We start from the raw sequence: 24,210 nt of genomic DNA, 5'->3' as shown, positions 1-24,210 counted from the left end.
AATTTTTAAGCGTACTAAAGATACAGATTTTTATATTATTTTTTGTGAAGTACTTTTTCTTTATGAAAAATTAGGGTTTTTCATACTCGGTTGTTATATTTGGATATCAATTAAATTATAACTTGATAACTGAACTATGATGAGAAAACCAATCCATTCGGTTTGGTGTAGCTTTTCCATCTTGTTTATCACGCTTAACATGGTTTCCTGCAAGAAAAATGTGGAGGAACCAAATGATGCTCAAGAAGGCTATACCATTGGATTCAGATTCCAGGAATTTGAACAACATGCTTCCACTTTGGGAGCAAAAAAAGCAACAAGAGGCAAAAGCTATTCTGCCGCAAACACCGCTACACAAGATATGTATGAAGGCCATATTTACTATTGGTCTTTTAACGCGGAAACCTTAATGCCGGATATTTATCCGAGTACACACTGGAGTATTACGTATAACCAAGGACAAACGCCCGATGAATATGGAATCGGCTGGTTATATGAAGATTATATTGCAGGCAGGGCATTATCTATAAAAGGCTTGAACGAGTTGATTTTCAAAATGCCATTGACGAATGTATCGGCATTGCAGGAATTAGCTTTTGACGTGAGTTCTTCGGGCACAGGGCCAAAAAGCTTTTCGCTCTCTTTTTCCCAAGATGGGGAAAATTATACGGTAATCGAAGAAAATAACCAATTTTCAAACACGAATACCCCACAGGCAAAAAATACGTTTAGTTTTGCGCTAGAGGATCAATTACTGGATTTTTCGAGAGATTTATATATTAAATTGATGCCAAAAGCGGGAAATAGAGGAAGTGCAGGCGATTATAATGGAACGACCGGCACTATGCGCATTGATAATTTCCGCGTGTCGGGAATTGCTGAGAAAGTCGCGGATGCCAATGTGCGTCGGGTGCACTACCATGTTTTTGATGCCACAACGAAAAATCTGATGCTATCTGGCGCAGATCATTTTCGCGAAGGGGCACTGTCTGATTTTGCGCTAACGCTTCCGGCTGGGGATTATATTGCTTCTTTTGTAGCGAATGTATCTAATGCGGAGTTAAATATTCCAGAAACCGGCGACGCATTAACGTACTTTATCGCCAATACTTTTTCGAATAGTAAAGCAGAGATATTTGGTGTTTTGGACACGTTTTCTGTGCAGGGGGATATGCAAAAGGATATTGAACTGAACCGCTACTATAGTGAGATTCGGTTTGAATTTACCGATGTGGGGGATTTGTCGGAGGTAGCGAAGCTGATTGTAAAAAGAGAACACGACGTGAATTTTTATGCGCCATTCCATCCTACGATGGACAATCCCATAGAAGATAGCTCAGAAATTGTTCTTCTTCCTCAATTCGATGAAGCTAATCGAGAGGTGTTTTTTAACCAATTTATTGGAAACACACCGATTCCCGTTCCACTGAAATATAAGGTAGACGTGTATGATGGTTCCGACGAGTTGATACGGACATTTCAGGTAGAAAGTGAAATCCGCAATAATATGCAATTACTATTTCGTGGGAAATTATTAGATGCCCCAAACGGGCAGTTTGTAGTTCGCCTAAATGAAAATTGGGATGGCGAAAAACAAGTCGATTTTAATTAAATAACTGATTTTTTATAATAACCAAGTTGTAATTTAATCTGATATGGAGACGCGATAAAAATCGCGTCTCTTTTTATGATATCACGTTAACCGATTGTCCGTTTAAGAAGGACTTGATGTTGCCGATAACAACATCCATGAGTCGAAGTCTGGACTCTTTCGTTGCCCAAGCTATGTGTGGGGTAACTAAACAATTTTTGGCGTTAAAAAGCGGGTTATCAATGGGAGGCGGTTCGACGGGCAACACATCTATACCGGCACCACTAATACGTCCCTCGTTTAGCGCATCTGCAAGTGCTTGTGCATCTATTAAGCCTCCTCTGGAGGTGTTGATGATAACAGCAGAAGGCTTCATGATAGAAAGAGATTCAGCGTTGATAAGATTTTCAGTTTGGGGAGTCAACGGACAATGTAAGCTGACGATATCTGCTTGTGCTAATAGTTCTTCTTGCTCTGCAGCCCACCGGAAGTTCTTACGGTGGGATTGGTCGGTTTTTGTACGACTATACGCTAAAATTGACATACCAAAAGCCGCACCTACATCGGCTACTTTTTGTCCAATACTCCCAAATCCTATTATGCCAAGTGTCTTTCCAGATAATTCGGTTAGGGGATAGTCCCAGAAACAAAAATCAGGACTGGCTGTCCATTTACCTTTCATCACGGCGTCACTATGGCGTTGCGTGTGGTAACATAGTTCTAGGAGAAGGGAAAAAGTCAGTTGGACGACTGATGGTGTACTATAACCGGGGACATTAGTAACGACAATACCCTGCTTATTAGCACAATCCATATCGATCATATTGTAGCCGGTGGCCATGACGCCAATGTACTTTAATGCAGGAAGAGCTTCTATGATGTGCGCTGGAAGAGAAACCTTGTTGGTAAGCACAATTTCGGCTCCTTTTGTCCGCTCAATAATTTCTTTTTCGGAGGAGCGTTCGTAAATCATCACGTCTCCCAGCGCTTGTAGCCCATTCCAAGTTAAATCTCCCGGATTCATGGCGTAACCATCTAAAACTACAATTTTCATCTCCTTATTATTTTTTTATACTAGCTGCTCTAATAGATTGTTCCAACTAACAAGTTCTCCGATAATGTTGCGAAGATCAGCGGCCGGAACACGTTCTTGCGCCATACTGTCGCGGTGACGTATAGTCACGGTATTATCTTCTAATGTTTGGTAATCCACCGTGATACAGAAAGGCGTGCCGATGGCATCTTGGCGACGGTAGCGTTTCCCGATAGCATCTTTTTCGTCATACTGAATGTTGAAGTCCAATTTCAATTTGGTCATAATCTCCCTTGCTTTGTCCGGTAATCCGTCCTTTTTAGTGAGCGGTAGTACAGCAGCTTTTACAGGGGCGATAGCGGGGTGGAATTTCAATACAATACGCGAATCTTTCTTTTCTTCCGTCGACAAATCTTCTTCTACAAGACAGTTAGCCAATACGGTTAAAAATAAACGATCCAAACCGATGGAAGTTTCTACCACATAGGGAACGTAATTCTGATTAATTTCCGGATCAAAGTACTGCATTTTCTTTTTAGAATACTCTTGATGCTGCTTTAGGTCAAAGTCTGTACGGGAGTGTATCCCTTCAACTTCTTTGAAGCCAAACGGAAATTGGTATTCGATATCTACGGCTGCGTTAGCATAATGTGCTGGTTTCACATGGTCGTGATAACGATATTTTGTCGCATCTGCCCCTAAAGCTAAATGCCATTTCAAGCGAGTTGCTTTCCATTTTTCGTACCATTCCATCTCTGTGCCGGGGCGGATGAAGAATTGCAACTCCATCTGTTCAAACTCCCGCATACGCATGATAAACTGACGGGCAATAACCTCGTTTCGAAAAGCCTTACCGATTTGTGCTATTCCGAATGGAATCTTCATGCGTCCGGTCTTCTGTACGTTTAAGAAGTTCACAAAAATACCCTGAGCCGTCTCCGGACGGAGATATACCTTTTCTGCTTCTTCCGCCATGGCTCCCATTTGCGTAGCAAACATCAGGTTGAACTGACGCACGTCTGTCCAGTTTTTGGTGCCCGAAATCGGACACACAATATTATGTTCTTCAATGATTGCTTTCAAACGCACTAAATCATCAGCCGTAATAGCATCATCAAGGTCTTTTTGAAGTTGTGCGGCTTTCTCCGTCTTTCCGTCTTTTTCGTAACGATCTATCTTATCCTCAATCAACTGGTCGGCACGGTAGCGTTTTTTGGAATCTTTGTTGTCTATCATGGGATCGTTGAACCCATCGACGTGACCGGATGCTTTCCAAGTGGTAGGGTGCATGAAGATAGCGGCGTCTATACCGACAATATTTTCATGCAACTGTACCATCGATTTCCACCAATAAGTCTTGAGGTTGTTCTTTAGCTCTGAACCCATTTGACCATAATCGTACACCGCACTTAGGCCGTCGTAAATCTCGCTAGAAGGAAACACAAATCCATATTCCTTCGCATGTGATATGATATTTTTGAAAAAATCGTCTGTTTGCTTGCTCATAAGGGCAAATATAGATAAAAGAACAAAGATTAAAGATAAAGGACAAAGAAATAAGAGCTTAACGCTTACCGGCTAAATCGCGAATCTGTTGTGACGCATTTTTATTATCCACTTTCTTAATGATATGTTGGATAATCCCATCCTCGTCTATTACAAATGTGGTGCGTGCCGTACCCATATATTTGCGGCCATACATATTTTTCTCTACCCATACACCGTAGTCGTTTACGATTTTTTGATCCTCATCAGCCAGTAGATTAAAGGGCAGATCAAATTTGCTAATAAACTTTTGGTGTGATTGCTCGTTGTCAATACTCACGCCGATTACTTCAAAGCCATCCTTAACCAAGGATTGATAATTATCTCTGAAATTGCAGGCTTCGGTGGTACATCCGGGCGTATTATCTTTGGGATAGAAATAAAGGATAACCTTCTTGCCTTTGAAATCGGACAATTTAATGGTCTCTCCGGATTGATTTTTTGCTTCGATTGCTGGGGCTTTATCGCCTATTTCTAGTTCTTTCATCGTTTGTTTTGTTTAAAAATTGTTAGAAAGTTAGATCACTCATTACTATTTCACAAATTTCGCTTCGTATACTTTTTCATTGCCTTTCCAATCGATTACCATCAATTTAAAAGTATGTTGTCCTTTAGGAAGAGCAGGATCGAACTTATGCCACAAATGTCGGTTTTTCGGGTCGTATTCCATCAGCACCCATTTACCGTCGATATAACCGTTAAAAGACTGTATGCCGGAGAAATTGTCTTGAATCGTAAAGTCGATTTTCGCCTGCGCACTTACATTTTTTCCATTGCTCAAGTTGCGCGGTGTGATGGTAGGTGCTACCGTGTCTACGGCAACGTAAAAACGTCCGAAGTTGCGTGTATTGACGCTAACCCAACCATCTTCAAACTTACCACCTTCTGAACCGTTTTCTACCGAGGCTAGAAGTGCCTTGCTTTCGAGGTGGGCAGGTAAATTTGTCGGTTTGATACGCAGATTGTACGTGCTAAATAACGGTATGAGGTTGTTGTGGATATGGTGGGTGGGGGAATAACCACCTGTCGGTTGTGCGGAAGTACTATAGGTAAAATCCACATCCCCGTACAGGACACCTTTCGGTATGTTCAGTTGTATATGGTCATTTTCAAAGGTGTTCTCGGCATCGTATTTAAACAATTGAACACCGAATCTCTTTTTCTGCGTGTTGGATGCAGGAGTGCCATTTTGTATCTTAAAGTTCAGTTCACTGCAATTCCCTGCGACATCCTTTACAACATATTTCGCATCGTATATTTGATTATCAGGTAGTGATAGGACACCCTCGTTTTGTAAGACTTTAAATATTTCGATAGGGTTACCCGGGTCTTTGAAACTTTTTTGAACTTTCGCTTTTGTTTTGCGCCAATAAGGATAGTCAATATAAGCATGTATACCACGGGAAGTGTTGAAATCCAATTCTTCGAAGACAACAGTGGAAACTGCTTTTCCATCAATGAAGAGCTCAATCGAATAAACACCGTTCTGAAAACCTCCCGACCGATGTCGATCTATGCTGTTGATACCCAATCCGAATTTTCCGCTTACTTTAATAGGCGTATTTTGTGCTAATGTATATACACCATTTCCGACAGCTTTTACCTGCATAGCCTGTCGCGGTGTATGTTCATTAAACAGATCATCGCTTAGGTCGTAAACCATGATATTGTTGATCGTAGGGAGAAAACGATCGTTGAAACGTAATCCGAACAATTGTGGGTTAAGCGGGCGCTGTGTCTTGGTATCACGGATTTCAAAATGCAAGTGTGGGCCACCCGATGCACCGGTATTACCAGCATTGCCGATATGCTGTCCTTTCGTCAGTTTCACGGCTCCGGGTTCTACGTTGATATCCACATCAAATCGTTGCTGTTTGTACTGCTCAGCTCTTACAATGTTCGTGAGTGCATCGTTGAACTTATCCATGTGCAAATAAACTGTTGTGTATCCGTTCGGATGGTCAATATAAACGGAGTTTCCGCCGCCGCCAATCTGTACACGCACACGGGATACATGACCTTCTGCTGCTGCGTGTAGAGGCAAGCCCACGCGTTGCTGTGTGCGGTAGTCGTCGCCAGCATGGAAATGTGTGGAGCGAAGTTCACCGAACGTGCCGGAAGCATCCATAGTTATATTAAGCGGGTTGCGAAAATATCCCTGCGGATATTCGCGGGAGGTAATGATGTCTTTATGTTGTGCCTGTACTTGAATGTTGCCTATGACAAGTCCTAGGCATATATATAATAATCTGTACTTTTTCATCATCGGAATCTCTACTTTATCTGGCAATTGAAAACAGGGTTATCCTGTATAAAACCTTCAAATTTGTCGCCTACGGCGATGGAACCCACACCTATGGGTGTTCCGGTATAGATAAGGTCTCCTTTGCGTAATGTAATATATTTTGAAATGAAGACAATCAAGCTATCGATATCGAAAATCATATCTTTTGTATTTCCAGATTGTACGGTTTCATTATTTTTCTTTAAAGAGAAAGCTATGTTCTTTAGATCAGGGAATTCTTCTTTTGGAAAAAGCGGACTGATAACAGCAGAATGGTCAAATGATTTTGCCAACTCCCATGGTAACCCTTTTTCTTTATGGATAGATTGGATATCACGGGCAGTGAAGTCAATGCCTAAACCTATAGCATCAATATATTTGTGTGCAAACTTAGGAGACACGTGCTTCCCCTCGTTGCAGATGCGGAACACCAGTTCGACTTCGTAGTGCACGTCCTGAGAAAACTCAGGGTAGTAAAAATCTTTATTGTCCTTTAATAATGCGGTATCTGGTTTCATAAAGATAACCGGCTTATCGGGAACAGGATTATTTAACTCTTTAGCGTGATCGATATAATTTCTGCCTACTGCGATTATTTTCATATGTGTTACCAGTCATTATTGTTCGGATAACAAACTTAGAGAAAATGCGTTGCATTCACGAACCAAACCGAATTTTAAATGTATTTCGTAAGATAGTGTTGGCGACAACATCATGCCCATTGGTGCCCGACCAAAGGAATGGTTAGGAGACAAAACAAGCCTTTCTCTATATCGAAAAAGGCTTGTTTAAATAGATACGGTTTGTTAAACTTTTATACTTCTACAGTAACATCCATTTTGAAATCGTCATCTTTTAGATGTACAATTTCCATGGCTTTTTCGTAGTTTGTGGATTTCTTCGAAAAGAAATCGTGTTGTGTGGTTTCTGTATTTAACCCATTCAACACAATTGGGTTCACTTGTTTAACTTCAAAAATAGGATCAAAGCCAAGGTTCATTAACGCTTTATTTCCGTTGTAGCGTACGTATTCTTTCACTTCTGCAGTTAAGCCCACGACGGTGTACAATTCTTCGGTATACTTAATCTCGTTTTCATAAAGCTCATTCAACAAGTTCAAGAAACGTGCTTTTACTTCTTCTTTGTTTGGAAGCTTCGCAAATACTTCCTGTGCAATTAGACCGACAAATACGCCATGGATAGATTCGTCTGCAACGATTTTTTTGATGATATCTGCAGAAGCGACCATTTGTCCTTGGCCACATAACCAAAGAGGCAAGAAGAATCCAGAATAAAATAAGAAAGATTCTAATAACACCGACGCCCCAAGCGCCATAAAGAGCTCTTCATCCGACACTTTTTCTTTGTCGATAGCCCGGTAATATTTATCGATAGTTGCAGCTTTGTATTGCAGGAACTTGTTCTCCTTCACCCAACCAAATACATCGTTGATTTCATTTGTCGTTGATACGGTTGTGAAAATAGTAGAATATGATTTTGCATGTATGGCTTCCATCATACACATATACGACAATACGGCTTTATTCTGCAAAGAGTCTATATGATCGATGATTTTGGGCATACCCGTATGGCTTTGCAGCGTATCTAATAACGTTAGTCCGCCTAATGCCTTCTTATAACACTCTTTCATATCCCAGCTCAGTCCTTTCCAGCTGTCGATGTCTTTGGAAGGGATATATTCCGTATCAATCCAGAATTGTTTGATATTCTGTTCCCAAAACATCAACACATAGTCGTTTTCAGGGGTGTTCCAGTTTACCGCTTTATATTGTTTCATTTTTAATAGTCTTCAGTTATACCTTAATTATCTTCGATGAGCCCTTCGGGTTCGAATCACGCGTAACGAATCACCTGATTACGCGGAGCAGGAAATACACTCTTCTACGGTTGATTTACGTGTACGAGTATAATACAGCGATTTCAAACCAAGTTTATGTCCATAGATGTAGTATTTTGCTAAGTCTCTTGTTGTGTCTTTCGAGTTGGTATGGAGAATCGTGGATACCCCTTGATCGATGTGACGCTGAATAACCGAGATCAACTTTAATACCTTAAACTGATCCATGTCGTATGCTGACTTGAAATAGAAATAGTTGTCGTTTGTCAAATAAGGCATCGGATAATAGGTTGTACTGTCACCATATTCCCGCACCTCGATAATATCCACGACCGGCATAACCGATGCGGTTGCATTCATGATATAGGAAGTGGATTGATTTGGAGCGATAGCCATACGGTATGCATGGTAAATACCATGTTCTTGTACCTGCGCTTTCAGGTTTTCCCAATCTTGTGTTGTTGGTACGTGAACGCCGTCAAACAATTCTTTAACCTTGTCGGTGGTTGGGATATAATCTTGCGACGTATATTTATCGAAATAGGTGCCGTCTGCGTAAGCTGATTTCTCAAAGCCTACAAATGTCTTACCACGCTCTTTTGCAATTTCCATCGACGCTTCCAACGAATAGTAATTCATCATCATGAAGAACGTATTGGCAAAATCTAAAGCTTCGGTGGATTCATACATAATAAAGCTTTTTGCCAGATAGCCGTGGAGGTTCATGGCACCCAGTCCTACAGAATGTAATTCTCTGTTGGCTTTAGCGATAGAAGGTACCATTTCGATGTCGGTTACGTCGGTTACGACCGTTAATGCACGGGTTGCGGTCTTCACAGCTTCTTTAATACGCTTGTTGTCCATCACGGTCGCGATATTGAGCGATCCGAGGTTACAGGATATACCATAGCGAATAGTGTCATCCTTACCATAGATCTCAATATCCGAAACTTCAGAAACCTGCATAATTTCGGTACACAAGTTAGAGAATTTCACTTGGCCGACACCATTTAAAGCATGCGCTCTATTTGCGTTTTCTTTGAAGAAGATATAAGGATACCCTGACTCTTTTTGAATTTGCGCGATACGTACTAATAAGTGGCGTGCGTTGACTTTTTTCTTTTTGACGTTTGGATTGGTAATCAATTCATCATACATTTTATCCATATCCATATCGTCCAGATATTTACCATATTCCTGCATCACGGTATGTGGATAAATAAGGTAGCATGGTTCGTCTTTTTCAGCCATCTCCATAAATTTATCCGGAACAATGATACCGATAGAAAGGGATTTGATACGCACTTTCTCGTCGACATTGATTTTTTTACAATCAAGGAATTCTTCGATATCGGCATGGAAGATGTTGAGGTATACCGCTCCAGCACCTGGACGTTGACCCAGTTGGTTGGCATAGGAGAATGTATCTTCCATGATTTTCATAATAGGAAGGACACCCCCAGCACGACCATCTACGCCCTTGATAGCTTCTCCGCGCGCCCGGATCTTGGAAATGTTAAAAGAAACACCTCCACCGATAGAAGATAGTTTCATGGCGGAATCGACGGCATAACCGATGCCGTTCAAGTTGTCACCAATCTCATCTAAGAAACAAGATACCAATTCACCGGAGCGCTTTTTTCCGGCGTTCAAGAATGTCGGGGTAGCAGGCTGATATTCTTGATTGATCATGATTTCGGCATACTCGATAGCTTTTTGTATACCTTCTTCTCGAGCGAGGAACAGCGATACCGCCACCACGCGGTCTTCATAGCGCTCCAAGAATTTTTCTCCAGAGTCATCACGTAACGCGTAGCTCTGGAAGAATTTAAATGCAGCCATAAACGATTGGAAACGGAATTTCTTGGCATGAACGTAGTTATACACTTGCTCCATTTCTTCGAAGGTGAACCATTCGTAGAAATTGATATAGTAATTATGCTCGATTAGGTAATCGATCTTTTCTTTTAACGTGTAAAAGAAAACCGTGTTCTTGTTCACGTGTTCCAAGAAATAGGCACGTACAGCTTCTTTGTCTTTATGCAAGCTGTACTCCTCATCATGCTTAATCATGATTTCGTTATTAAGCAATATCCAATTTTTTGCTACCTCGTTTGCTATCATTGTATTGGTGTTTTATAATTTCAATAAATTGATTGATATCTTCCATGGTGCCAGAAAGCTCGAATTTCATGGCGAGCGGAATATCGTAATCTTCTGATACTTTGTCGGCCGCTAACCCAAAGTTTCTGCCCCAGTTTCTGTTACCGCTAGAGGTTACAGAATAAATCTTTTCGGCGTGGTTATCCATAAACAGCTTCGTTTTCTCCGGCATACAGCCTATCTTCGTCGTATAAGTGATTAAATGTCCGGATGCTTGGATTTCCAGCCCATCTTCAATCTTATGTGCATGCCATCCCGTAATTTGGATAACTTTGTTGATAAAGCGTTGGACATTTCCTGTTTTTGAATCGTAATATAGATGAACCATATCTCGCTCCGTTAAGGGTGAAACAATTAAAGGGCTATAGACGCTAATTCCTCGGGTTTAAAACCGATGATGCGTTGCTGTACTTCTTCGTTGTTGAGTACAAGTACCGTAGGAACCGTTCTGATTTTAAACTTAGCAGCTAAATCAGGTTGGTCGAACGGGTTGATAGTTTCGTATGTGATCCCTCTGTTGTCTAAGAAGGCGGACACTTGTGCGCATGGCGCACAGTCATTTTTTTCGAATTTAATGATTCTTGCCATGTTGTTGTAAGTTTAAATTTGCGGAGATGTTAGCCATCTCCAAGAAGTTAAAACACGAGACTTGAGGCGGGTCTGCATCTCAAGCATAACAAATATCCAACATTTTAATTCTGGGCGGTAGTGATACTTTTCCACATGCTAGACAAACGGAGAGAATAAACCACGTTCTACGCTTGTTTTTCTGTGTAAAACGTTGATCTATAACTGTTGATCAGAATGTTGATAACTTTAAAATCAATTTTTCCGACTAAAATTTACACAAATTTTCCATAAAAATTGTATAGGTAATATGTGGCAAAACTGACTAAATTTTGACTTGTTTTTCCTCGGCTCTGTGTTTGAATCAGTTGGCATTATTATGCTATTATAACATGTGGATAATTTGTGAATTTATATTTTTTTGAAGCAGTTTATAAATAGGACTGGTAATTTCTTTTTTTACAGAAAAATACAGATATAGGGCGGACGATGCTCATTGGAATATGACCACAATATTTGGTTTGTCTGCGCATTTAACTTATATTGTGCCGCCTTTCAATAAAGTGGCCTTTAGTTATTATTACATATTTAGATGTGAAAAAGACATTACTAACCGTATTTTTCTTCTTATTTTCTATAGCAAACATTTACAGTATGAGTGAGGTTGACTCACTATTAGGTCTCTTGGATAAGATGATTATTAATCGTCGGGAATACACCACAAAAAAAGAAACGTATATCGAAGGCATCAAAAAGAAACTTCATAACACAATTGCTTTAGAAGACCGGTTTCACCTTAATGATGAAATTATATCGGAATACCAGTCTTTTAAATGTGATTCCGCCTTAGCTTATGTGGATCGGAACATTTCGGTCGCACAAGCTTTAGGAAATGAAGAATATCTCCAGAATAGTAGACTAAAACAGGCATTTGTATTATCATTGTCCGGTTTATTTTCTCCTGCACGAGAGGTTCTGGAATCTATTGACTATCAGAAACTGCCATCTTATCTAAAGGTATCCTATTGTTGGGGCTATATCCGCTACAACGAAAACCTGATAAAGTACATGGATAACCGTACCTATGAAAAATTGTACCTTTCGGAGAATAAACGTTACAGAGATTCGCTGATGAACTTGTTAGGCCAAGGTAGTGACATGTACCTTAAAGAAAAGTCTTTCAAGTTGAAAGCAGAAGAAGCGTACCAAGAGTCAGCAGAGATACAGCTGAAACTGTTTACAAAAGTCGCACCTAATACGCATGGATACGCTATGTCTGCTATGGGGCTGGCTATGGTATTTAAAGAACTGGGGAATGTAGAACTGGAAGAAAAATACCTGCTCTTAGCCGCTATAACAGATGTACAATTGGCGGTGAAGGAAAATGAATCTTTATTAGCTTTAGCTATTTGTCAGTACAACAAGGGAGATGTAGATCGGGCGTTTAATTACATACAAGCGTCTTTGGAGGATGCTAATTTTTATAATTCGCGTTTTAGAAATGCAGTTATTGCCAAGGTTCATCCTATTATAGAAGCAACTTATTTGGCTAAAATTGAGCAACAAAAGAAGAATCTACGATTGTATGCACTTACAATTAGTGTTTTTGTTGTCGTTTTGATCGTTACACTTTATTTCTTGTATAAACAGGTGAGAATTGTGTCTAAAGCCAGAAAAAATCTGAAAAGTATTAATAATCAACTTGTATCTGTCAATCAAAGACTGGATGAGGCTAATCTTATACGAGAGCGCTATATAGGATATTATATTAATCAGTGTGCGGTTTATTTAGATAAATTGGAAGAGTATAGAAAATATGTTCATCGAAAAATAAAGGCAGGACAAATAGAAGATTTACAAAAATTAAGTTCATCAAATCTTGTTTTCGAACGTGATACCGAAGCTTTATATTATGATTTTGATAAAACATTTTTTGAGGTTTATCCTAATTTTGTAGAGGAATTTAATAGTCTCCTGAAAGAGGACGAGCGTTATGATCTAAAGAGAAATCAGTTGAATACTGAACTTCGTATTTTTGCACTTATACGTTTGGGGATAACAGACGTAAATCAAATAGCGACTTTTCTTCGTTATTCTATGCAAACTATTTATAACTATAAGAGTAAAGTAAAGGGGAAAGCACTTATGGATGGTGATAGTTTTGAAGAAAAGGTAAAGAAAATAGGAAGTTTTACACAAGGATAAATTCTATCCGATTTACCAAACGAACAATTTGAATTTTCTTAAGTAGTTTTGTTATAGCTATTTATATTTTTTTTGCTTGCCAAACATTTACCAATACGCCTACCTGTACATACAGGTAGGCGTATTGGTTTATAAATTTGTGAGAAGTAAGACGGGGATGCGCTATCATGTCATTTGAGTAGCATCGGAGGAATGCTTAACCATTTAAAATTATAAACACACATATATATAAAATCTATTTTTTACATCATAGCATGACAAGTGCATAAAATAATTTATACGATGTGTGGGATGATTAATCAATTTTAAATTATATGAAAAAATTACTAACTTTTATGCTTTTTGTCCTCTTCTTTGGGTGTGAAAAGCAACACGATCTTCCCGCTAGTCCAGGACGGATGATTAAAGATTTTAAGTTGGAAACCGGGCAGTATGGTAATGCAACTATCTATCAGGACGGTGATGCTTTTAAGATACTGGTAAGACTCGTCCAGGGCACCGATCTCACGAAGGTTGTGCCAATCTTCACGTTATCGGACGGTGCCAATAGCAGTCCAGCCTCCGGCCAAGCGATTGATATATCTACGGGGAATAATACGGTCATTTTTACCATTACGGCCGCATCGGGGGAGGTCAGGCAATGGGAGGTCGAATTTAGAACGTATGACTCCAGTATTTCCGATTATGATACGTATAGTATATCGGTGAACGATGGGTCGGCTGTTATGCAGGTTCAGGGCGATCTGACTTTCAATGAAAAATATCTTGACAATGCCATAATCAACACCGCAACAGCGGAGGCAGCAGAAGGCGAAAACCTCAAAAGATGGCAAGAGTGGGATATCATCTATCATTCTTCGGAAGGAGATACTAAATATTATCAGCTACGGAACCTACATAGCGGTATGTTCCTGAACGGTGTCTCTGATGGTGGACAGCTGAAGCAAAACTGGGAATTAAAAAACAATGCTGATCTACAGTTGTGGAGCATCGAAGAGTCGGTAGAGACCGGCAAATTTGAATTATCCAACAAAGCTAACGGACTGTACTTGACATTGAGCGGGGATGGAGCTATTTTGGCGGAGACTAAACAGGATAATGAGGCGCAGCGCTGGGCGATCACCAAATTGCCCAGGGACAGTTACCGGGATGGTGATGTGACGAATTTTTTTAGTCGGACGACAGGCTCTGTGGCGTTTGATCAGGGAACGAGCATACCGCTTTCGGATGGGCGTGTGCTTTGGGTTACACAGGATGCCTGGCACCATGGGTCAATGGCCCCTAACGGAAATCTGTATGGAAACCACTTTATCTCTTATACCAATTCCATCATTATACAACCGTCCATTGACGATTGGGATCCAAACGCACCGATGATGACCAGACAAGGGGCGCACCACAATATTGGTAATATATGCCCTATTCCATCGGGAGCTAGCCGGAATTGGGTTGGTCCCGGTGTCGAGCTGGGTGATTATGTATATATCCACGGTGGAGAAGGATATGGTCTTGATGACACGGATCAGGCGGTGTACAGACTGAAGAAAGAGTCCGGCAACGAATGGAATCAAGTCGAAAGACTGGCGATCGCGAACATGACCGGTCAACTTGATATTAGGTATAAGGATGGTATGGTCAAATCCGATGACGGTTATGTCTACGTGTACGGAGAACGCACGGCACCGGAAACATTTGGATTTAATACCCTGTTGTACGTAGCGCGGTTTTCGCAAGATGAGCCGACTGAATGGTCTTTTTGGGACGGATCAACATGGGGGCATACGCCTTTAGTCGCCTCCTCCGCGGTAATTGCCGAAGGCAACGGAACCAATAACTTTGGTTATTTAAATGGTAAATTTCTTCACTTAACCATGGATCAAGGTTTCTATTGCGGCATTCCTTCCATCAATATGTACATCGCTACTTCCAGTAGCCCGACCGGACCGTTCACTTCAAGAAAGCTGGTGTACCACTTTACCGAATTTTATAAGGGGTATAATGCGCGTATATACACACCAATTATCCATACGATAGCACAAAATGACAGGGATGAACTTCTGTTGACATACAGTATTAACTATGGCGCTTGTGACGAGAACAGTGAAAATGTGGTCAAGGAAGACGACGGCAATTTTGATCCCTACTATTATCGGGTAAAAGGCGTACGTATTCCGTATGAGATGATCGGTTTAAATAATGGTAAATAAGAATTTATGATGATAAAGTATCTGTCTATCCTTTGCCTGTTGTCCGGATTTCTTTTCTTGTCAAAAGCTGCTTTTTCGAATGGCTATATGCAGGACAGCAGGCTTTGGAACGCAAAATGGATTTCAGAGCAGCGTGATGAGGGGCTGACATACGGTGTTTACCATTTTAGGAAAAGTATCGAACTCGCTGGAAAACCGGAAAGTTTCGTTATACATGTTTCGGCAGATAACCGTTATAAGTTATATGTCAACGGTCAAATTGTATCGATAGGCCCCGCGCGTGGTGACCTTTATTTTTGGAACTATGAAACAGTAGACATCGCCCCTTATCTGGTGTCTGGACAAAATGTAGTTTCAGCGTTGGTGTGGAACGAGGCTGAATACAGGCCGGAAGCACAGATCAGTTTGCGGACAGCCTTTATCGTGCAGGGGCGTTCAGCATCCGAGGAAATATTGAATACTAACGGAAGCTGGAAATGCGTGAAAAGCCATGGACATCAACCTATTCCTGGGTTTTTCTTTGCGGCGAGTAAAGGAGAGCTGGTCGATATGAACCAGACTATCAAAGGTGATTGGCACGCCGTGAATTATGATGATAATAGCTGGTCATCCGCTCGGGAACTTTCTGACGGAAAAACCAAGGGAACTTCCGATGGTTGGACTTGGCAACTCGTACCGTCTCCTCTGCCACAAATGGAACTGACCTACGAACGTCTTGTCAAACTGCGAACGGTCAATGGTATGGACTTGCCTATTTCGTTTCCGGCAAACAAAGAAACGCTGACTATCCCTGCCAACAGGACAGTCACCTTGTTGCTTGACCAGACTTATATTACCAATGCTTATGTTACACTTCTTTTTAGCAAAGGTAAGGGAGCGGGCATTTCTTTGGGATACGCCGAGACATTGTATGACCGGCACGAAGGTGACGAGCTTCGGAAAAGTAACCGTAATGAGGTAGAAAATAAAAGATTTGTTGGCAGAATAGACAGCCTATTGGCCGATGGAACGGAGAATCAAACGTTTACTACGCTAAACTATCGTACTTACCGTTATCTGCAATTGATTGTCAGCACAAGCGACGAGCCGCTAATCATCGATGACCTGTACGGCACTTTTACAGGTTATCCTTTTAAACAAAATTATGTGCTTAACACGGGCAATAGCGAAATAGACCAAATATTGGATATCGGTTGGCGGACAGCCCGGTTGAATGCCTGGGAAACCTACATGGATTGTCCATATTACGAACAGTTGCAGTATATCGGCGATACGCGCATACAGGCCATGATTTCATACTACAACAGTGGCGACGACAGGCTTGCCCGTTATGCGCTTGACCTGATGGATCGCTCACGCTTGACGGAAGGGGTCACCATGAGCCGCTATCCTACGCGCGGAAAGCAGATTATATCTACGTTCTCTCTTTGGTATATCGGTATGTTGCATGACTATTGGATGTACCGTCCCGACAGCGATTTCATCAAAGAAAAACTAACAGGGCAACGGGCTATACTCGAGTTTTTTGAAAAACTACAGCAACCGGATGGCTCTATTAAAGATTTGCCTTACTGGCGCTTTGTGGATTGGGTGGGCGATATGGGATGGGGGCCTATGGGTACGGATGGAAGTGCAGCTATCTATGACCTGCAGTTGTTATTAGCATATCGATGGGCTGCAGAAATGGAAGCTGCGTTTGGATTAGCTCACTTTGCCACTTATTACGGAGAAAAGGCTTCCCAATTGGGAGCTACCATAAAAAGCAAATATTGGGATGCCGAAAAGAAACTATTCGCCGACACTAAGGAAAGGAACGGATTCTCGCAACATGCCAATTCGTTGGCTATTCTCGCAGGATTGATCGACGAACAAGATATGGCTACGGTGGGTAACAGCTTGCTCCAAAACACAACATTGACCCCCTGCACCATATACTTCAAGTATTATCTCCATCAGGCATTGGCAAAAGCTGGATTGGGCGATGATTATATGAACTGGCTGGACATTTGGCGCGAAAATATACAAATGGGATTAAGCACTTGGGCAGAAGACTCCCGCTTGCAAACTGTTCGATCGGAATGCCACGCGTGGGGTGCCAGCCCGAACATTGAGTTTTTCAGAATCGTATTAGGGATCGATACGGATGCTCCTGGGTTTGCCCGTGTAAAAATCGAACCGCGGTTGGGTATAATGACCGATGTGCGTGGTGAAATGCCCCATCCGAAGGGAAAAATTTCAGTCCATTATAAACAACAAAAGAATAAATGGAAAATCAGTGTAAACCTTCCAGAAAAAACGACCGGAAAATTCATTTGGAAAGGTCAGGTTTACGTACTGGAAGCCGGTCCAAATATATTGTCGCTAGGCGTAAAGTGAAATTAGAAAAGCTATATTAATTGTATACGTGTTGATTATAAAACCAAAAAATAAGTATTATCCATGAGGAGATTTTTTATAGGAATTTTAGTGCTTGCTCTCGGAGCGAATCCGTTGTTGGCTCAACAAATAGCACCATTTAAGGAAAATGATCGTGTCGTTTTCTTAGGGAATAGTATCACCGACGGGGGGCATTACCACGCGTATGTATGGCTCTATTACATGACTCGTTTCCCCACGATGAACCTAACGATTCTCAATGCCGGTATTGGCGGAGACCGCGTAGGGGATATGCTCAAACGCCTGGACGGAGACGTGTTCAGCAAACAGCCAACAGTTCTGTTTACCACCTTTGGTATGAATGATTCCGGATACTTTGAATACAACGGAGCAGAGCCGGAGAAATTTGCTGACGAGAAAGTGGAAGAGTCCCACAACGGCTATAAACAGATGGAGGAAAGGTATAAAGGACTCGTGGGCACCAGGATCGTATTATTGGGAAGTTCGCCTTATGATGAAGATGTGGTTATTCCAGATAACACATCGTTGAAAAATAAAAATAAAGCGATGCAGCGCATCGTCGATTTTCAAAGAGCATCGGCAACAGCGAATAAATGGGAGTTTCTTGATTTTAATGAACCTATGACAGCCATTAGTAAGCGTGTTCAGAAAGAAGACCCCTCCTTTACATTGTCCGGGACTGACCGTGTGCATCCGGATCTGGATGGTCATATGGTTATGGCGTATCTTCTATTAAAAGCACAGGGATTTAGTGGACAGAAGGTGGCCGAAATGGAAATTGATGTGTCTAACCAAAAGATAATAAATGCCTCGAACTGTAACCTGTCTGATATCGTAAAAACAGGTACGGGTTGGAGTTTTGATTATCATGCAAACGCTCTTCCTTATCCGTTGGATACAGTGGCAAGAGGCTGGGGGAGCAAGAAAAGCCAATTCGATGCACTCGCTGTAGTACCATTTATGGAAGAAATGAACCAAGAACTTTTGATCGTAAAAGGTTTAAAAGGAAATTATAAACTTCTTATTGATGGCGAAGAGATCGGCAAATGGTCGGCTGCGGAATTCGCAAAAGGTATAAATCTTGCCACCTTGGATAACACACCTCAATATCAGCAGGCACTCCGTATTATGCACCTCAACGAAGAAAGATGGGAAATAGAACGCCGTTTCAGAGAGTATGCCTGGGTTCAGTATAATTTTTTCCAACCGAAAGGGTTATTGGATGCCAACAACCGACGGGCTATCGAAGTGCTCGACCAGTACAAAGAAAAGGATGGGTGGCTACGCGCCAAAAGAGATCTTTATAGCAAAGCGATGTTTCCTGAAGTACGACAGGCTTGGCAGCATGAAATAAACGTATTGTTGCAAACTATCAAACACGTTAGCATACCAAAAACGAGAAAAATCAGCCTTGTTCGTAACTAGTGCCATGATCCTTCATATTATTAAGATGAGAATATTAACCCTTTTATTTCTGTTGCTATTATCGTTCGCCGTTTATGCACAGAAGCCCTACTTTGTGGATGGATATCACGGCGGGGTGTATGGGCATTATCCGATGTGGGTGACGCAATTTATGGTGGATAAGTTGGCTGCTCATCCCGAATGGAAACTGGGTTTGGAGATAGAACCTGAAACATGGGACACGGTAAAACGAAACGAACCAATGGCCTATGCTCAATTCGCCAATATCGTGCGGGATAAGCGAATTGAATTTACAAATCCCACGTATGCACAGCCTTACTGTTACAATATTTCAGGAGAAAGTATTATACGACAGTTTGAACACGGTATACGCAAGATGCACGAACATTTTCCAGATGTTACGTATACGACCTATGCTGTTGAAGAACCCTGTTTTACAAGCAGCTTGCCTCAAATACTAAAGCAATTTGGTTTTAAATATGCTGTATTGAAATGTCCGAACACGTGTTGGGGCGGTTACACTACCGGATATGGAGGAGAGCTCGTGAATTGGATCGGACCGGAAGGAACGTCTATATTAACCGTGCCACGATATGCGTCTGAAGATTTCGAAGAAAATTCTACCTGGCAAACGACCGCGTGGAATAACTCGACTGCTTTTATACAAGCGGCCTACCAACAGGGAATTGATAATCCTGTAGGCATGTGTTATCAGGATGCGGGCTGGAAAAATGGCCCTTGGCTTGGTTTCGGTAAACATATCAAAAACAATTCTACGTATGTCACCTGGACAGAATACATCGAAGATATATCGTCTAGACAAACGGACGATAGCTGGCACTTTTCGCAGGAAGATGTTTTGGTCAACCTGATGTGGGGAAGTCAAGCATTGCAACGTATCGCACAGGATGTCCGGAAATCAGAAAACAATATAGTGATGGCCGAGAAAATCAGTGCGATGGCTTACTTGGATAATAACTATCAGCCGTTGGCTAAGGACGAAGATGAAGCATGGCGGACCCTGATGATGGCGCAACATCACGATTCTTGGATTGTCCCCTATAATCGTTTGGGCAAACAACAGACATGGGAACAGGCAGTTCGTTCGTGGACGAATACGACAGGTAGATTATCCGGAAAGATGATACATGAGGCGATCTCCAGTTATGTAAAGGGCACATCGACAAAAGGAAAAGATTTGGGCTATGTCCGGATTTTTAATACCGTTGCCGCAAAGCGATCAGCGGTCGTCCGTGTGAAATTACCGGCAACTTGGACGCAAAGAGAGGTGACGCTTTATGATCATAAAGGAGAAGAGTTGGCTTGTGTTATAGAGGAGAAGGACAATGCTTTATGGATAGTTTTTAGACCAAATGTGACAAACTTGGGTTATGTAACTTATGCTTTGCGGAAAAATAATCAACGTGTCAATAGAAAAGCGCCACAGGTGAGCTTTGATGCAGAAGGAAATTGTATCATAGAGAATGATATGTATAAGATAACGCTCGACAAATCTAAAGGGGGATTAATCTCTAGTCTTTTAGCTAAACATATCGACAATAAGCAATTTGTTGATCCTTGCGGGCCTTACGGTTTCGGGGAGATAGCGGGCCATTTTTATGAGGAAGGGAAATCTCATTCATCCAAGGACAATCCGGCCACAATAACGGTTTTGGAAGATAACCCCTTTATCGTAAAAGTAAAGGTGGAAGGCTATATCGCTTCGCATCCTATGGTTCAGATAATTACGCTTGAGGCTGGTCAGCGGCGGATAGACTTCGATCTGACGGTGGATTGGCAGCGAAATGTGGGCATCGGTGAATATAAACAAGAGCATGACTGGACAGACAATAGGCGCGCATACACAGATGACAGATACAAACTTAAAGTGATGTTTCCCAATAATCTCCAAGGCACTAAGTTATACAAAAATGCACCTTTTGATGTATGTGAGAGCCGACAGGAAAATACGTTTTTCGGGAATTGGGACGAAATTAAGCACAATGTGATTCTTCATTGGGTAGATCTTGTGGAACAAGATCAAGCATATGGCTTGGCACTCCTGTCTGATCATACAACATCCTATCTCCATGGCACAGATTACCCCTTGAGCCTTACGGCACAATATTCAGGTGTCGGACTGTGGGGGATGGATTATAAGATAACGGAAGCCTTAAAAATGCGCTACGCTTTGATTCCCCATACGGGCAGATGGGACACGGCACGGATTGCTACAGAAAGCAACTGCTGGAATGAGCCCTTACTTGGAATATATGGAGGGGATTTAGTATGTGAGGAAAGACAGTTTGTTGCATCTAATCAAGCTGGAATAGAGATAGCGACTATGAAACTTGATAAAGGAGACCTATTGCTTAGGCTTTTTAATGCGGAAGGCGTATCTGGCGTACAACAGATTATGCTTGATTTCCCCGTAGAAGGTATAGAAGAGGTTTTGTTGAATGGTGAAAAGGTAAGTGCGCTAAACGTAGCTGATAATATGGGCAGACCGACCTTTTCCATCGATATACCTCGCTTTGGGATAAAAACAGTTCGAATAAAGAAAAAATAGATATAACTAATTAGATATTGATGTTAAGGAGAATACAATTATTGGGGAGCCTTGTTTCCTGTTTCCTGTTATTAAAATCCTGTTCTGTGGGTGATGGAACAAAATCCTCGTCTCCGGCGGATTATGTAAACCCCTTCATAGGAGCTAGTACAAGTGTGGGGATTGCCGAAGTTTATCATGGTTTAGGGAAGACGTTTCCAGGAGCTGCTACACCCTATGGCATGGTGCAGGTCAGTCCCAATACCATTACAGGAGGGGATAATAGTCCTGGGTATAGTTACGAGCATCGGACGATAGAAGGATTCGCTTTTACACAGATGAGTGGGGTCGGCTGGTTTGGGGATTTGGGAAATTTTCTGGTGATGCCGACGACAGGAAAACTGAAGGTTATTGCAGGGAAAGAAGACGGCAGCATCGAAGGGTACCGTTCGCATTACAATAAGCAAACGGAAACAGCGAAGGCAGGTTATTATGCCGTGGATTTAACAGATTATAATATCAAAGTGGAGACGACGGCTGCCGCGCATAGCGGAATGATCCGTTTCACGTTCCCGGAACATAAAGAATCGCGCATACAGATCGATCTTGCTCGTCGGGTAGGAGGGACAGCTATAAAACAGTATATCCATAAGGTGGATGAGAACACGATTAGGGGATGGATGTTGTGCACACCGGATGGCGGTGGATGGGGAAACGGTGAAGGGAATGCTGATTATACGGTTTACTTCTATGCACGATTCAGTAAACCCTTGGAAAATTATGGTTTCTGGACAGCTGATATTCCAGACAGTTGGAGGCGAAAAAGAGATGAAGTTGTCAGCATCCCTTATTTAAGAGCGGTGGAAAAGGCCACCATTATACGGGACGAGGAAACCTTAGAAGGAAAGCACTTGGGGTTTTTCTCTGACTTTGAAACAAGCGAAAATGAAGAGGTTACTTTGCAGGTTGGGATTTCTTTTGTGGATATGGCCGGGGCAGAAAATAATTTCAGGGAGGAAATAGAAGGGAAGTCTTTTGATCAAATTCGGGAGGAAGCATATGACTTATGGAATCAAGAACTGGATAGAGTGCATATCCAAGGTGGGACGGATGATCAGAAAACAATCTTCTATACGGCGCTTTATCATACGATGATTGACCCTCGAACATATACGGATGTAGACGGACGTTATATAGGTGGAGATAAGCAGATACACAAAGAAAGCGGGTTTACAAAACGGACGATGTTCAGTGGTTGGGATGTTTTCCGAAGCCAGTTTCCGTTACAAACCATTATAAATCCAAGATTGGTTGATGACCAACTTAACTCGTTGATTACACTTGCTGAGGAATCTGGGCGTGGATATTACGAGCGGTGGGAGATTATGAACGCCTATTCCGGATGTATGATTGGGAATCCGGCTTTATCTGTGCTGGCCGATGCCTATGTAAAAGGTATCCGTGGATACGATGTGGAAAAAGCCTATGAATTTGCCGTCAATACGTCTAAAAAATTCGGAAACGATTCTTTGGGTTATACAGCGGCGCCGTTCAGTATTTCAAATACGTTGGAATATGCCTATACAGATTGGTGCATCGCACAATTGGCAAACAGGCTTGGAAAACAAGATGATGAACGGCTTTTCTTAGCAAAATCACAAGCATACAAGAATATCTTTGATGCTGAAAAAGGCTGGTTCCGGCCTAGAAATACAGATGGTTCTTGGGAAATCTGGCCTGCGGAAGCGAGAACAAAAGAGTGGTATGGAACTGTTGAATGTAATCCTTACCAACAAGGGTGGTTTGTTCCGCATGATATCCCGGGTATGATACAACTTATGGGTGGAAGGGCGAAGGTATTGGAAGATTTGACAAGTTTTTTTGAACAGACACCTGACCATATGCTGTGGAATGATTATTATAACCATGCTAATGAACCCGTTCACCTCGTACCATTCTTATTTAATCACCTCGACGCACCTTGGGATACCCAGAAATGGACACGCTATATCTGTGACAAGGCGTATAAAAATTCTGTAGAAGGTATTGTGGGAAACGAGGATGTAGGACAAATGTCTGCTTGGTATGTATTGGCTTCCAGTGGTCTGCATCCTTCCTGTCCGGGAAGTACCCGTTTGGAGATAACCAGTCCACTATTTGATGAAGTTAAATTCCGTTTGGATAATGATTATTATTCGGGAACGCATTTCACGATTAAGACCCATAATAATACAGCTAAAAATATCTATATCCAGAAAGCACTGTTAAATGGAAATCCCTATGATAAATGCTTTATAGATTTTAAGGAGATCGCTGCAGGTGGAAAACTTGAATTGTTCATGGGAGAACAACCGAATAAGAAATGGGGTGTAGAAAGTAATTAAAAA

The 24,210-nt window shown here is 41.7% G+C and carries 16 protein-coding genes; 7 read left to right on the top strand and 9 right to left on the bottom strand.

All coding sequences use genetic code 11. The features are described 5' to 3' along the window. Positions 1–136: 136 nt before the first annotated feature. The gene (locus EWE74_RS12570) at positions 137–1,612 is read left to right on the top strand and encodes a hypothetical protein (RefSeq protein ID WP_130141875.1); all 1,476 of its coding nucleotides are present in this window, start codon (positions 137–139) and stop codon (positions 1,610–1,612) included. 73 nt (positions 1,613–1,685) lie between these two features. On the opposite strand, the gene EWE74_RS12565 is transcribed toward EWE74_RS12570, so the two are convergent. The 9 genes from EWE74_RS12565 to EWE74_RS12525 form a co-directional block, all read right to left on the bottom strand. Continuing rightward, positions 1,686–2,645, bottom strand: a complete 960-nt coding sequence (locus EWE74_RS12565) for a D-2-hydroxyacid dehydrogenase (protein WP_130141874.1) — start codon at positions 2,643–2,645, stop codon at positions 1,686–1,688. Between the two features lie 15 nt (positions 2,646–2,660). Continuing rightward, the gene (locus tag EWE74_RS12560) at positions 2,661–4,130 is read right to left on the bottom strand and encodes a glycine--tRNA ligase (RefSeq protein ID WP_130141873.1); all 1,470 of its coding nucleotides are present in this window, start codon (positions 4,128–4,130) and stop codon (positions 2,661–2,663) included. Positions 4,131–4,188: 58 nt separating this feature from the next. Then, the gene (gene bcp, locus EWE74_RS12555; protein WP_130141872.1) at positions 4,189–4,656 is read right to left on the bottom strand and encodes a thioredoxin-dependent thiol peroxidase; all 468 of its coding nucleotides are present in this window, start codon (positions 4,654–4,656) and stop codon (positions 4,189–4,191) included. A 45-nt stretch (positions 4,657–4,701) separates the two neighbouring features. Continuing rightward, positions 4,702–6,435, bottom strand: a complete 1,734-nt coding sequence (locus tag EWE74_RS12550) for a M23 family metallopeptidase (RefSeq protein WP_239018651.1) — start codon at positions 6,433–6,435, stop codon at positions 4,702–4,704. Between the two features lie 8 nt (positions 6,436–6,443). Continuing rightward, the gene (locus EWE74_RS12545; RefSeq protein ID WP_130141871.1) at positions 6,444–7,055 is read right to left on the bottom strand and encodes a fumarylacetoacetate hydrolase family protein; all 612 of its coding nucleotides are present in this window, start codon (positions 7,053–7,055) and stop codon (positions 6,444–6,446) included. A 212-nt stretch (positions 7,056–7,267) separates the two neighbouring features. Next, positions 7,268–8,251 (bottom strand): class 1b ribonucleoside-diphosphate reductase subunit beta, encoded by a 984-nt coding sequence (gene nrdF, locus EWE74_RS12540; RefSeq protein WP_130141870.1) that lies wholly within the window; start codon positions 8,249–8,251, stop codon positions 7,268–7,270. Between the two features lie 78 nt (positions 8,252–8,329). After that, complete coding sequence (gene nrdE, locus EWE74_RS12535; protein ID WP_130141869.1) at positions 8,330–10,435, bottom strand: class 1b ribonucleoside-diphosphate reductase subunit alpha; 2,106 nt, start codon at positions 10,433–10,435, stop codon at positions 8,330–8,332. Next, positions 10,395–10,802 carry a class Ib ribonucleoside-diphosphate reductase assembly flavoprotein NrdI gene (gene nrdI / locus EWE74_RS12530; RefSeq protein ID WP_130141868.1) on the bottom strand — a complete coding sequence of 136 codons (408 nt, stop codon included), beginning with the start codon at positions 10,800–10,802 and terminating at the stop codon, positions 10,395–10,397. Before nrdI ends, nrdE begins: the two co-directional genes overlap by 41 nt. 26 nt (positions 10,803–10,828) lie before the next feature. Further along, positions 10,829–11,062, bottom strand: a complete 234-nt coding sequence (locus EWE74_RS12525) for a glutaredoxin family protein (RefSeq protein ID WP_130141867.1) — start codon at positions 11,060–11,062, stop codon at positions 10,829–10,831. Positions 11,063–11,695: 633 nt separating this feature from the next. Here EWE74_RS12525 and EWE74_RS12520 point away from each other — a divergent pair. The 6 genes from EWE74_RS12520 to EWE74_RS12495 all read left to right on the top strand — a co-directional run bounded on the left by EWE74_RS12520 (position 11,696) and on the right by EWE74_RS12495 (position 24,207). Continuing rightward, positions 11,696–13,246, top strand: coding sequence for a DUF6377 domain-containing protein (locus tag EWE74_RS12520; protein ID WP_165384707.1), 1,551 nt, complete (start codon positions 11,696–11,698; stop codon positions 13,244–13,246). Between the two features lie 314 nt (positions 13,247–13,560). Next, positions 13,561–15,453, top strand: a complete 1,893-nt coding sequence (locus EWE74_RS12515) for an RICIN domain-containing protein (protein ID WP_239018650.1) — start codon at positions 13,561–13,563, stop codon at positions 15,451–15,453. Between the two features lie 6 nt (positions 15,454–15,459). Further along, positions 15,460–17,829 (top strand): alpha-L-rhamnosidase-related protein, encoded by a 2,370-nt coding sequence (locus EWE74_RS12510; RefSeq protein WP_239018649.1) that lies wholly within the window; start codon positions 15,460–15,462, stop codon positions 17,827–17,829. Between the two features lie 63 nt (positions 17,830–17,892). Next, positions 17,893–19,275 (top strand): SGNH/GDSL hydrolase family protein, encoded by a 1,383-nt coding sequence (locus tag EWE74_RS12505; RefSeq protein ID WP_130141865.1) that lies wholly within the window; start codon positions 17,893–17,895, stop codon positions 19,273–19,275. 25 nt (positions 19,276–19,300) lie between these two features. After that, entirely contained in the window at positions 19,301–21,844 is a 2,544-nt protein-coding gene (locus tag EWE74_RS12500) for a glycoside hydrolase family 38 N-terminal domain-containing protein (protein ID WP_130141864.1), read from the top strand. A gap of 20 nt (positions 21,845–21,864) precedes the next feature. Continuing rightward, entirely contained in the window at positions 21,865–24,207 is a 2,343-nt protein-coding gene (locus EWE74_RS12495) for a GH92 family glycosyl hydrolase (RefSeq protein ID WP_130141863.1), read from the top strand. The last annotated feature ends 3 nt before the right edge of the window (positions 24,208–24,210 follow it).

The sequence above is a fragment of the Sphingobacterium corticibacterium genome (assembly GCF_004208525.1).
GTDB lineage: Bacteria > Bacteroidota > Bacteroidia > Sphingobacteriales > Sphingobacteriaceae > Sphingobacterium > Sphingobacterium corticibacterium.
Note: the sequence above shows the minus strand (reverse complement) of the source record. Positions and strands in the feature narration are given on the sequence as shown.

Excerpts from the sequence above, each read along its gene's own strand:
- EWE74_RS12570 (WP_130141875.1), top strand. The coding sequence starts at position 137 with ATGATGAGAAAACCAATCCATTCGGTTTGGTGTAGCTTTTCCATCTTG.
- EWE74_RS12565 (WP_130141874.1), bottom strand. The coding sequence starts at position 2,645 with ATGAAAATTGTAGTTTTAGATGGTTACGCCATGAATCCGGGAGATTTA.
- EWE74_RS12560 (WP_130141873.1), bottom strand. The coding sequence starts at position 4,130 with ATGAGCAAGCAAACAGACGATTTTTTCAAAAATATCATATCACATGCG.
- bcp (WP_130141872.1), bottom strand. The coding sequence starts at position 4,656 with ATGAAAGAACTAGAAATAGGCGATAAAGCCCCAGCAATCGAAGCAAAA.
- EWE74_RS12550 (WP_239018651.1), bottom strand. The coding sequence starts at position 6,435 with ATGATGAAAAAGTACAGATTATTATATATATGCCTAGGACTTGTCATA.
- EWE74_RS12545 (WP_130141871.1), bottom strand. The coding sequence starts at position 7,055 with ATGAAAATAATCGCAGTAGGCAGAAATTATATCGATCACGCTAAAGAG.
- nrdF (WP_130141870.1), bottom strand. The coding sequence starts at position 8,251 with ATGAAACAATATAAAGCGGTAAACTGGAACACCCCTGAAAACGACTAT.
- nrdE (WP_130141869.1), bottom strand. The coding sequence starts at position 10,435 with ATGATAGCAAACGAGGTAGCAAAAAATTGGATATTGCTTAATAACGAA.
- nrdI (WP_130141868.1), bottom strand. The coding sequence starts at position 10,802 with ATGGTTCATCTATATTACGATTCAAAAACAGGAAATGTCCAACGCTTT.
- EWE74_RS12525 (WP_130141867.1), bottom strand. The coding sequence starts at position 11,062 with ATGGCAAGAATCATTAAATTCGAAAAAAATGACTGTGCGCCATGCGCA.
- EWE74_RS12520 (WP_165384707.1), top strand. The coding sequence starts at position 11,696 with ATGAGTGAGGTTGACTCACTATTAGGTCTCTTGGATAAGATGATTATT.
- EWE74_RS12515 (WP_239018650.1), top strand. The coding sequence starts at position 13,561 with ATGAAAAAATTACTAACTTTTATGCTTTTTGTCCTCTTCTTTGGGTGT.
- EWE74_RS12510 (WP_239018649.1), top strand. The coding sequence starts at position 15,460 with ATGATGATAAAGTATCTGTCTATCCTTTGCCTGTTGTCCGGATTTCTT.
- EWE74_RS12505 (WP_130141865.1), top strand. The coding sequence starts at position 17,893 with ATGAGGAGATTTTTTATAGGAATTTTAGTGCTTGCTCTCGGAGCGAAT.
- EWE74_RS12500 (WP_130141864.1), top strand. The coding sequence starts at position 19,301 with ATGAGAATATTAACCCTTTTATTTCTGTTGCTATTATCGTTCGCCGTT.
- EWE74_RS12495 (WP_130141863.1), top strand. The coding sequence starts at position 21,865 with ATGTTAAGGAGAATACAATTATTGGGGAGCCTTGTTTCCTGTTTCCTG.